The 9,469-nt window shown below is 68.8% G+C and carries 13 protein-coding genes; 3 read left to right on the forward strand and 10 right to left on the reverse strand.

All coding sequences use genetic code 11. The annotated features are described in order from the left end of the window. Positions 1 to 89: 89 nt before the first annotated feature. Positions 90 to 1,283 (reverse strand): PP2C family protein-serine/threonine phosphatase, encoded by a 1,194-nt coding sequence (locus STRTUCAR8_RS27380; protein ID WP_006379317.1) that lies wholly within the window; start codon positions 1,281 to 1,283, stop codon positions 90 to 92. 379 nt (positions 1,284 to 1,662) lie between these two features. Between STRTUCAR8_RS27380 and STRTUCAR8_RS27385 the strand changes: the two genes are divergently transcribed. Continuing rightward, a complete protein-coding gene (locus STRTUCAR8_RS27385) occupies positions 1,663 to 2,835 on the forward strand; it encodes a serine hydrolase domain-containing protein (protein WP_006379307.1) in 1,173 nt (390 codons plus the stop codon). A 97-nt stretch (positions 2,836 to 2,932) separates the two neighbouring features. Here STRTUCAR8_RS27385 and STRTUCAR8_RS27390 read toward each other — a convergent pair whose 3' ends face one another. The 9 genes from STRTUCAR8_RS27390 to STRTUCAR8_RS27430 form a co-directional block, all read right to left on the reverse strand. Further along, positions 2,933 to 3,280 carry a DUF1330 domain-containing protein gene (locus tag STRTUCAR8_RS27390; protein WP_006379322.1) on the reverse strand — a complete coding sequence of 116 codons (348 nt, stop codon included), beginning with the start codon at positions 3,278 to 3,280 and terminating at the stop codon, positions 2,933 to 2,935. Positions 3,281 to 3,380: 100 nt separating this feature from the next. Beyond that, a complete protein-coding gene (locus tag STRTUCAR8_RS27395; protein WP_006379302.1) occupies positions 3,381 to 3,812 on the reverse strand; it encodes a gas vesicle protein K in 432 nt (143 codons plus the stop codon). Continuing rightward, a complete protein-coding gene (locus STRTUCAR8_RS27400) occupies positions 3,805 to 4,023 on the reverse strand; it encodes a gas vesicle protein (RefSeq protein ID WP_006379313.1) in 219 nt (72 codons plus the stop codon). The genes STRTUCAR8_RS27395 and STRTUCAR8_RS27400 overlap by 8 nt, the downstream gene beginning before the upstream one ends. Then, positions 4,023 to 4,883, reverse strand: coding sequence for a GvpL/GvpF family gas vesicle protein (locus STRTUCAR8_RS27405; protein ID WP_006379328.1), 861 nt, complete (start codon positions 4,881 to 4,883; stop codon positions 4,023 to 4,025). Before STRTUCAR8_RS27405 ends, STRTUCAR8_RS27400 begins: the two co-directional genes overlap by 1 nt. Then, positions 4,880 to 5,248, reverse strand: coding sequence for a gas vesicle protein (locus tag STRTUCAR8_RS27410; protein WP_006379308.1), 369 nt, complete (start codon positions 5,246 to 5,248; stop codon positions 4,880 to 4,882). Before STRTUCAR8_RS27410 ends, STRTUCAR8_RS27405 begins: the two co-directional genes overlap by 4 nt. 84 nt (positions 5,249 to 5,332) lie before the next feature. After that, complete coding sequence (locus STRTUCAR8_RS27415; protein ID WP_006379305.1) at positions 5,333 to 5,572, reverse strand: gas vesicle protein GvpG; 240 nt, start codon at positions 5,570 to 5,572, stop codon at positions 5,333 to 5,335. A 48-nt stretch (positions 5,573 to 5,620) separates the two neighbouring features. Beyond that, positions 5,621 to 6,340, reverse strand: coding sequence for a GvpL/GvpF family gas vesicle protein (locus tag STRTUCAR8_RS27420; RefSeq protein WP_006379300.1), 720 nt, complete (start codon positions 6,338 to 6,340; stop codon positions 5,621 to 5,623). Between the two features lie 3 nt (positions 6,341 to 6,343). Further along, a complete protein-coding gene (gene gvpJ / locus STRTUCAR8_RS27425; RefSeq protein WP_006379318.1) occupies positions 6,344 to 6,805 on the reverse strand; it encodes a gas vesicle protein GvpJ in 462 nt (153 codons plus the stop codon). A 27-nt stretch (positions 6,806 to 6,832) separates the two neighbouring features. Then, complete coding sequence (locus tag STRTUCAR8_RS27430) at positions 6,833 to 7,207, reverse strand: gas vesicle protein GvpO (RefSeq protein WP_006379333.1); 375 nt, start codon at positions 7,205 to 7,207, stop codon at positions 6,833 to 6,835. Positions 7,208 to 7,395: 188 nt separating this feature from the next. On the opposite strand from STRTUCAR8_RS27430, the gene STRTUCAR8_RS52825 reads away from it, so the two are divergent. Beyond that, positions 7,396 to 8,238, forward strand: coding sequence for a hypothetical protein (locus STRTUCAR8_RS52825; RefSeq protein ID WP_006379325.1), 843 nt, complete (start codon positions 7,396 to 7,398; stop codon positions 8,236 to 8,238). 3 nt (positions 8,239 to 8,241) lie between these two features. Beyond that, positions 8,242 to 9,306: an SRPBCC family protein gene (locus STRTUCAR8_RS27440; RefSeq protein WP_006379304.1), complete on the forward strand. Its 1,065-nt coding sequence runs from the start codon at positions 8,242 to 8,244 to the stop codon at positions 9,304 to 9,306. Positions 9,307 to 9,469: the final 163 nt, after the last annotated feature.

A 9,469-nucleotide genomic window follows, 5' to 3' on the forward strand; every position in this document is an offset into this window, starting at 1 on the left:
GGGCGTCGGGTGCCGTACAGGGAGGAAGGGTAACTGTCGCCCGACACCGACCGATGGAGATGACGTCTGCAGCGGGCGGCCGTTGCGGGTCACCGCTGCCGGTCGGGTCTCTTCTCGGCAGGTCGGCGCCGGTTGCCGTGCCAGTCCAGTATCAGGACCGTGGCGTCGTCCTGGAGGCTGCCGTTGCAGACCTTGAGAACCGCGGCTGTCAGGCTCCGGACGGCTTCTCGCGGGTGCAGCGCGCGGGTGTCCCGAATGACCGAGGCCAGGTCGACGGCAGAGGCACCGCGTTCCAGCATTCCGTCGGTGAGCAGGATCAGACGGTCTCCGGGGAGCAACTGGAGTTCCTGCAGACGGTAGGCGGTGGGCGCCGCCACACCGAAGGGCAGGTTGACGGCGAGGGCGAGCTCTTCCACGACGCCGTCCCGCAGCCTCAGCGGCTTGGGATGGCCGGCGTTGACCAGTTCACACAGCCCCGTTTCGAGGTCCACGCACAGCAACTGGCCGGTGGCCAGACCGTGGTTGTGGCTGAGCATGGCCTCGTGGGCGTGGCGCGCCTGCTTGAGTGCGTCGCACCCGCTGCGGCGCGCCTGGCGCAGTGCCCCGACCAGCAGGGTTGCCAGCAGCGCGGAGTCCGTGTCGTGTCCCATGGCGTCGGTGATGGACACGTGGAGGGTGCCGCGGTCGAGGGTGTAGTCGTAGGTGTCGCCGCCGATGTCGTCGGCCGGGACCAGTCCGCCGGCGAGGGTGAACTGGTCCGCCTCGCAACAGGGAGCCGAGGGCAGCAGCTGATGCTGGATCTCCGCCGCCAGGCTGGTCGCCGTGGTCCGCCGGCCCAGGTGGTACAGGTCGGTGAACCGGCGGTCCGTGACGATGATGTACGCCAGCGCGTGTGCCGCGTCGCGGACCTGCCGCAGCACGGTGTCGTCGGCGGCCTGCAGGGTCACTTCCAGGACGCCGATGCAGTCGCCCCGGTTGGTGACCGGCGTGATGACGCGCTCTCCGCCCTCTCCGTCCGGTTCCACATGCTGGCTCTGGCTCCGCAGAACACTGTCGTAGACGCTGCCTTGCAGGTCGATCGGCTCGGCGTCGTCGGCCGGCTCCCCGGCGGCCGCGGCGAGGCGTACCAGCCGCTGGCCGATCAGGTCGACGAACAGGAAGGACACCTGCTCGGCACCGAACCGCTTCTGCAGGTCGTGTGCCACCACATCGACAGACTCTCCAGGCGGGGCCGCTTCCGCAGCGGCCAGCAACTCGCCCAGTTCCAAATCTCCACCCTCCACGACAACCTCCTATCGGCTGCCGCAACTTCTTCCCCAACTCCGCGCATCCTCACCTGACCCGGCCATTTTGCCTGGCCAGAGGCGGGCCATCGGCAGGATGCCGTAACCGGAACGCGACAGTCACGCCGTACAGGGGGCTTTTGTCACGGCCCGGCGCGGGTTCGCGTGGCAAGTGCCCGCAGGTCCGGTATCCGAGGCCTGTGGGCGGACAGAGCCGTGTCGAAATCCGGTACGTGTTCGTCCTGCCGTACGTGGCAGCATCCCCCCGGGGCGCACGACCCCCTCGGCCGTATGCAGCAGCGGCCCGGGCAGCCGGGTGCCGCGCGACCGAAGCTGGGCTTGCCGTGCTCCGCCCTCCCAGCCCGCCCGAGGAGTTCCTGTGCCGCTGCTCCCTCTCCCCCGCCTGCGTCCGGTCGGCGCCGCGCTGGCCTGCGCCTGTCTCGCGGCCCTGATGTACGCGCCCGCCGAGGCCGACTCCGCCGGCTCCGGCACGGACCGCGCGCTGCGGAGTCAGCTCGAGGAACTGGTGAACGCTCCGGGCGGCCCGCCGGGCATCATCACCGTGCTCCAGCGAGGGAACTCACGCCGGGTCATCCGGGCCGGAGTCGCCGACCTCGACACCGGCCGACCGATCGAACCGACCGACCACATGCGTATCGCCAGTACGGCGAAGGCGTTCAGCGGCGCCGTGGCACTGCGGCTCGTGGACCGGGGCACGCTCCGGCTCGAGGACACCATCGGCAGACGGCTGCCCGCCCTCCCCCGGGCCTGGCACGCGGTGACTCTGCGCCAGCTCCTGACCCACACCAGCGGCCTGCCCGACTTCAGCCGGAGTGAGGAGTTCCTCACCATCCTCAGGGCAGATCCGCATCATCGCTTCGACTCCCGGCGGCTGCTCGGCTTCGTGGCCGGCGAACCGTTGCTGTTCCCTCCCGGTTCGCGGTACCAGTACTCCAACTCCGACAACATCGCCGTGGCCCTGATGGCCGAGGCGGCGACCGGGAAACGGTACGAGGAGCTGCTGCGGTGGCTGGTCTACCGTCCGCTCGGGCTGCGCGACACGAGCCTCCCGCAGGGCTTCGAGATGCCGGAACCGTACATGCACGGTTACGACGTCCCCGTCCAGCCGCCGGCCGCGCCGGAGGACGTCAGTGAGCTGATCGGCGCCTCCGGGGTGTGGGCGTCGGGCGGAATCATCTCCACGCCGAGGGACATGACCAGGTTCGTCCGGGGCTATGCGGGCGGCGCGCTGATCTCCCGGGCGACCCTGCGTGAGCAGCGGCGATGGGTCGACGGCGCCTCCGAACCGGCGGGCCCGGGCACGAACGAGGCAGGGGCGGCGATCTTCCGCTACACCACGCGGTGCGGAGTGGTGCTCGGGCACACCGGAAACACACCCGGGTATACCCAGCTGATCGCCGCGACCCCGGACGGAGAACGGTCGCTGACGTTCTCGCTCACCACCCAGGTGAACGAGGCGACGAAGCCACAACTCCTGGAGAGGCTGCGCGAGATCCAGGAGAACTTCGTGTGCGCGCTGCTCCGGAACTGACACCGGGAGGCCCCGTCACCGGCAAGCGGTACGCCGGGGACGGGGCGTCGCCGTCAGACGGCCGACCGAAGCAGTCGCTGTCCAGGGAGCGTGCGGGTCACTCGACGTCCAGGGTTTCTCGCAGCGCCTTCGCGGACGTGACCGGGTCATAGCCCTCGGGAACGCCTTCGACAAGGATGATGTCGCCCTGGATGTGCCGCGAGCGCAACGGGGCGATCTCCTGGTACGCGGGCGAGTCCCACCAGGCCCGCGCCTCGGCGATGCCGGGGAAGCCGATCACCACGACACTCCCGGGCCAGCTGCCCTCCTTCACCTCGTGCTGCGCGAAGTGCACGAGGAAGCGGCCGCCGTACGGCTCGAAGGTGGCGGGGATGCGTTCGACGTATTCGGCGATCTCCGGATGCGGGGTCGCCTCTTGTAAGTGAGCGATGGCGTAGGCGGGCACGGTGTCCTTCCGGTAGGCCGAACTCTCTACGCCGGAAGCATGGCATGGACCCGACGACCTGGGGAGGCGGGCGGGCTCTGCCGGACCGCCGGGCGCCGCGTCACCGGGCGTCAGGCCCGGGCGGAAGGAGAGGCCCCAGTGGGCCGAGGTCGAGATTGAGGTCCTCCAGCGCGTAGCCGTGCTGGGCGCACAGCTCGGCCAGTCGGTCGTGGAGCGCCAGGAGTGTGGCTCCCAGTTCCTCCTCCTGTTCGTCCGTGAGATCACCCGCGTCCACGCGGCGAAGCGCCTGGCGCTCGATGAGCTGACGCAGGAGTTCGACGAGGGTGAGGACGAGTTTCAGCAGATCCTCTTCCACCGTGTCACGGTCGGTGTACATGCGGTGCGCCGCGTGCGACGTCACGTCGTCGTGCCCGGCGGGCGGTGCCTGAACGAGCCGGAAGGCCCGGGACATCGAGTCACCGACGTCCGTGAGGCCGGGATCGGGGTGCGGCGACGGACCGTGGTGGTGCCGTTCGCGGTGTCCTTCAGTCATTGCCGCGCTCCTGGACCGTTACGGCCGGGCGGTTCTCGGAGCTGACGGACACGATGAGCGCGCGCAGCGAGATACGGACGAGATCGATGTCGGCGATCGACAGGACGATGTCGCCGGTGATGACCACGCCACCGCTGAGCAGCCTGTCCAGGAGGTCCACCAGAGCCACTTGGCGCTCAGGCAGCGGTTCCCGGCTCTCCACGGGAGTCATCAGCCGCTCCCCTCACCGGGCGCCCTGTGCTGATGCTCGGCGGGCGGCACGGCGAAGGAGTAGGGCGCCCAGGGGCCGGTCACTTCGACCCTGATGCCGTCGAACACACCCCCGACGGCCTCCTCGACGGCGGCCCGGAACCGCGCCGCGTACGTGTCGGGGACCAGGTAGGCGTCGTTGAGCACGTTTTCGGCGGGACCGGTCAGGGCGCCGCGCTGGGCGGGGTGTCGCACATGCTGCGAGGCGTATCGGAAGGCGATGGCTTCGATGATTTGGGCAGCCTGCCGGGCTTGGCCGTACGTGGCTTCCTGGGCGTCGCGCTGGACCCTGCGGCGCTGGAGGTACGCCTTGCCCGGGGAGGCGGCGGCGCTGCTGTCGGTGTCCGTGACGGCTGCGGTGCCGGCGGGGGGCTCGGTGGGCGCGAGGTAGATCTTCACGCCGAACTCGAGGTGAGCGGTGAGCTGGGAGAGTCTGCCGGCGAGCGCGTCGTGCTGCTCGGCGAGTGCCTGGCCGGCGCGGGCGTCGTCCTGATAGACGGTGGCCATGCGCAGGGGAAGGACCGTGGTGTGGGTGGAGAGTGCCTGGACGACGTCATGGTGGGCGCGGGCGACGTTCTCGAGCCATTCCAGGTCCTCGAAGTGCTCCTTGAGGGCGATCTCGTCGAACTCCTGCCCGGATACGTGACTGATGGCGAAGGCAAGGGCCGGAGAGGAGCCGCCGGGTCCGTCGCCGGGTGGTGCGGTGAGGAACAGGACAGGGGATCCGTGGATCCCCCGGAGACCCTTCAGCGCGTCGCGGAGTTCCGTGGTGAGGGAGGCCGCGGCGTAGACGTATGTGAGGGCGTCGTCGGATGTGGTCATGGCCGGCGCTCCCGGGCGGACCCGCCGTCCGTGTCTCCCCCGGATTCCTCGCCGGCACCCGGCAGGATCTCCTGACCGTCGGGGCGTTCGCCGCGCAGGGCCTCCAGTTCGGCGCGCAGTCGGCGGTTCTCCTGCTCCAGGGGGCTGCCGGTATGTCGTGAGGAGAGCGAGGGGTCGTGCTCCCACCAGTCGATGCCCATCTCCTTCGCCTTGTCCACGGAGGCGACCAGGATCCGGAGTTTGATCGTCAGCAGCTCGATGTCGAGGAGGTTGATGCGGATGTCGCCGGCGATCACGATGCCCTTGTCCAGGACTCGTTCCAGGATGTCGGCGAGGCTGGACGTGCTCTGCCCACCGTAAGGCATCGGGGCGGCCCGGGACGGGAAGGATCCGAGTCGGCCGGGTAGTGGCTCAGACACGATGTCGGCCTCGCTTCCCTGACAGGGAGATCACTGGCGGAACTCCGCGATCTCCGTGAGCCGGTCGATCAGCTCGTCCTCCCGGCGGTCGAACGTGTCCTGGTCGATCTCGCCTCTCACGAGGCGCCGCTCCAGATCGGCGAGTTCGCGCCACACCGGGGCCGGGTCGTAGTACTCGTCCTCGGCTTTGGCCTCGACCTGCTGGGCGGCCCATACGACCGCCCGTACCGGCGCGACGGGAAGGGTGAGCAGGTGTGTCAGCAGGCCCATGATCCGTCCTCCTTCCTGGGATGCTTCCTGGGATGTGAGGCCTCCGGGTCACTGAACGAAGCTGTACGGGGGCAACGGGCCGGTGAGCCGGAATTCGACGCCGCCCTTGATCTGCCGAGCGAGGCCGGCCTGCGCCGCCAGGAACTCCTCTGTCCGGTCATGGGGCACCAGCAGCGACAAGTTGACGAAGTCGGGGCTGGAGGGCGGATGAGTGGTGTGCTCCCGGCCGTAGGGAATCAGTGCGTGAACGAGTCCCGCTGCCAGCGAGTCCTGGCGTTCCTGTACTTCGCGGGCGACCAGTTCCCCCAGCCTGAGGGGCAGCTGCGGGTCCGGTGCACCGGCACGGATCTGCTCGTTGAGCTCCCTCGCCTCGGGAGAGTCACTCAGGATCTGGCGCAGCAGCTCGTCCTCGTCCACCTGGGAGGCCCGCACGTGGTACTCGGCGCAGCCGTCGAGGCGCGCGAGAGTCGCGATGTAGTCCTCCGCGTTGTCCTTCAGGGCCTGCTGGACCGCCTGGTCGTCCGAGGCGAGGTAGCCGAACTGCAGCGGCAGAACCACGGCGTCGGCCATGAGCGATTCCAGCACTTCCTGGTGCGCCTGGAGGTCCCTGCGCTTGGGCCGGATCTCCTCGGAGATGTCACTGACCACGGCGGACAGGGGCCCGGCGGTGACCGTACGCACGGGTGAAGGCTGGGAACCCACTCCCGTCAGGCCGTCAACGCGGTGGGGATGTTCCTTTCCGGTGATCGCGTACACGTAGAGCGCCATCGGTCACTCCCTCTCCCGGCGGGCCGGGCGCCGGGCGGGACGCCGCTTCCGGGGTGCCTCTTCTTCGGCTTCTTCCTCCTCCGGTTCGTCCCGCTCGGCGGAGCGTCCCTTGAGGGAGTCGGACACGGCGTCGACGGCTCCGCTGAGCGCGCCCTTGGTTTTGCCGCGAGCGCCGCCTTCCATCATGGTTCCGACGACCTCGGGGAGCTGGGCGGGCGCCTTCCGGCCGGATTCGAGATCCAGGCGGTTGCACGCTTCGGCGAACCGCAGGTAGGTGTCGACGCTGGCCACCACGATGCGGGCGTCGATCTTGATGAGTTCGATGCCCACGACGGAGATTCGGACGAAGACGTCGATGACCAGGCCACGGTCGAGAATGAGCTCCAGCACGTCGTAGAGACTGCTGCCGCCGGTGCTGCCTCCGCTCCTGCTCACGCTGCTGCCGCTCTGCGGCACCATGCTCATGGCGCCTCCTCTCCTGGCGGCCTCTCTTCAGGTCGGCCGGTCGATCATTCCTCGGCTGTACCGGCGGGTCCGTTCGTAGGAGACGAGTTGTCCCTGCGAATCCAGGGCGACCTTGTAGCTGGCCATCACGCTGGTCGTATCGGGGATGCGTTCGAGTTCCACCACTTCCACCTGGGCCTCCCAGCCGTCGTCCGTCGGCTTGAGTGACGAGACGGAGTCCGGGGGCCTGCCGAGGAGTTGGGCGAGTTGTCCGGCCGCTGAGCGCATCGCCGAAGCCGCGTCGGGAATCTCGGCCCGTCGCCTGCCGGATGCGCGACGGGTCGGCGGCCGTTCCTCACCTTCGGCGTTCTCGGCCGGGCGGGGGCGGACTCTCCTCGGACGTGTCGGTTCTGCTGCGGCCATGTGGTCACTCCACTGGGGGAACTCCACTTGCTAAATCTATATTGTCACCATAACGGGGGATATCTCTCAGTTTGTGGGTAGGCGGTACGAAGGCCGCCCGCGCGGGGCCGTTTCTTCGGCTGCCGGTGCATGACTTCCTGGGCGGCGGCGGACGACCGGCAAGCGCTCCGGTGAAGGGAGAGCAGCTCATGCAGGACACAACCAAGATCGCGCTCGCAGCCGCCGTGGCCGGGGGCTATGTCCTGGGGCGCGCGAAGAAGGGCCGCCTCGCGTTCACGGCGGCCACCTACCTGGCCGGCCGCCGGTTCGGTCTTGAGCCGGGCCAGCTCATGACGCAGGGCCTCAGCAAGCTCAAGGAGATGCCCCAGTTCGCCGAGGTCGGGGAGCAGCTTCGCGGCGAGGCCCTGGACGCGGGCAAGAAGGCGCTGGGAGCCGCGGCGAATCGCAAACTCGCCGACCTCGCCGACTCGCTCCACCACCGAACCCTCGAACTGACCGGCGCGGACGAACCGGAAGACGAAGAAGAGCCGTACGACGACGAGTACGAGGACGATACGGACGGCGAGGACGAAGAGGGCTCCGCCGAGAGGGAGGCAGAGGAGGAGGAAGAGCCGGAGGAAGAGGACGAAGCCGAGGAAGCGTACGAACCGGAGGGAGAGGGCGAGGAAGAGGAAGAAGAGGAGCGTCCGTCCCGCAGACGCGGTCGGCAACCGACGCGCACCGGTACCCGCAGTCGCACCCGCTCCGAAGCCCCCGCCCGAAGGACTACGCGGCGATCGAGTGCTTCCAAACCGTCGGCGCCTGCCAAGAAGACGGCGGCGAAGAAGACAGCGGCGAAGAAGAGCTCGGCGGGAAAGACCTCACCGCGATCCACAGCCTCCAAGAGGGCCGCCCCCAAGCCCGCCGCCAAGAAGACGGCCAAGAAGGCGCCGGCGAAGAAGACCGCGGCGCGCGCTCCCGCACGCAAACCGGCGGCCAGGAAGACGGCGGCGAAGAAGACGCCGGGCCGCAAGCCGTCCACGCGGAGGTAGGTCATGGCTCAGTCAGAACGTGCCGGCGCGCAGGACCAGAAGTCGGGGCTGGACCAGCTGATCGAGGAGCTGACCTCGTTCCTGGGGGCCCAGGCCGAGCAGCTCGCCGACAAGGCGTCGGACAAGCTGGGGGACGTGACCGATCAGCTCCAGGATGTGGCACAGGGCAACGGGAAGCTCTCCGATGTCGCCGGCATCGGAGGGCGGATGCTCCGGGGCGACTCGCCCACGAAGGCGATGGCGGGCCAGGGGCTGAGCAGCCTCAAGGACAAGGTGACGGATGCCGCCTCCCAGGTCTTCGGCAAGAGCAAGAAGGGCCGCAAGAGCGGTGGCAAGGTCGTCAACATCGTCGAGTTCATCGATGTCGGCCTGCCGCTGCGCACCGTCTACGACCACTGGTCGCAGTACGAGGACTTCAGCGGCTTCGCCAAGGGTGTGCGCGACGTCTCCCGCAACGATGACACCACCAGCGACTGGAAGGTCAAGGTCGGGCCGTCCACTCGCGGCTGGAAGGCCACCGTTCAGGAGCAGATACCCGACGAGCGGATCGTATGGACGTCCGAGGGCGCCAAGGGGACCACCCGCGGCTGCGTGAGCTTCCACGAGCTGGCTCCCTCGCTGACGCGCGTCATCGTCGTGGTGGAGTACTACCCCTCCGGATTCTTCGAGAAGACCGGCAACCTGTGGCGCGCTCAGGGCCGCCGCCTGCGCCTGGACCTCAAGCACTTCCTGCGGCATGTCTCCCTCACCACCGATGAGCCGGAAGGCTGGCGCGGCGAGATCCGTGACGGCGAGGTGGTCGTCACCCACGAAGAGGCACTGGAGGAAGAGGACGCGGGCGAGGACGAAGGCGAATACGAGGAAGGCGCAGAAGGAGAAGAGGGAGACGAGGGAGACGAGTTCGCGGAAGAGGAAGACGAAGAGCCCGAGGAGGACGAAGGGGAACCCGACGGGAGATACGCCGACGACGAGGAGGACTACGCCGAAGAGGACGGTCTTGAAGAGGCCGATGAGGAGGACGAGGGCGAAGACGAAGAAGCACGTAGTCCACGCCGACACCGGCGGTAGACATGAGCACCGGTCCGGTCGGTCCGGTTGGTCACCGGAGAGGCGGGCGAGCACTCGACCTGAGCGACCAGCTGCAGTACCTTCCCGGCGGTGTCACCTCCTGCATCTCCTTCGAGGCGTACAGCCCCGCTCGTACGCTTGCCAACGCCGTCACGGCCCATCT

The organism is Streptomyces turgidiscabies Car8, assembly GCF_000331005.1.
GTDB classification, from domain to species: Bacteria; Actinomycetota; Actinomycetes; order Streptomycetales; family Streptomycetaceae; genus Streptomyces; species Streptomyces turgidiscabies.

Excerpts from the sequence above, each read along its gene's own strand:
- STRTUCAR8_RS27440 (WP_006379304.1), top strand. The coding sequence starts at position 8,242 with ATGGCTCAGTCAGAACGTGCCGGCGCGCAGGACCAGAAGTCGGGGCTG.
- gvpJ (WP_006379318.1), bottom strand. The coding sequence starts at position 6,805 with ATGAGCATGGTGCCGCAGAGCGGCAGCAGCGTGAGCAGGAGCGGAGGC.
- STRTUCAR8_RS52825 (WP_006379325.1), top strand. The coding sequence starts at position 7,396 with ATGCAGGACACAACCAAGATCGCGCTCGCAGCCGCCGTGGCCGGGGGC.
- STRTUCAR8_RS27395 (WP_006379302.1), bottom strand. The coding sequence starts at position 3,812 with ATGACTGAAGGACACCGCGAACGGCACCACCACGGTCCGTCGCCGCAC.
- STRTUCAR8_RS27415 (WP_006379305.1), bottom strand. The coding sequence starts at position 5,572 with ATGGGCCTGCTGACACACCTGCTCACCCTTCCCGTCGCGCCGGTACGG.
- STRTUCAR8_RS27430 (WP_006379333.1), bottom strand. The coding sequence starts at position 7,207 with ATGGCCGCAGCAGAACCGACACGTCCGAGGAGAGTCCGCCCCCGCCCG.
- STRTUCAR8_RS27400 (WP_006379313.1), bottom strand. The coding sequence starts at position 4,023 with ATGACTCCCGTGGAGAGCCGGGAACCGCTGCCTGAGCGCCAAGTGGCT.
- STRTUCAR8_RS27410 (WP_006379308.1), bottom strand. The coding sequence starts at position 5,248 with ATGCCTTACGGTGGGCAGAGCACGTCCAGCCTCGCCGACATCCTGGAA.
- STRTUCAR8_RS27420 (WP_006379300.1), bottom strand. The coding sequence starts at position 6,340 with ATGGCGCTCTACGTGTACGCGATCACCGGAAAGGAACATCCCCACCGC.
- STRTUCAR8_RS27405 (WP_006379328.1), bottom strand. The coding sequence starts at position 4,883 with ATGACCACATCCGACGACGCCCTCACATACGTCTACGCCGCGGCCTCC.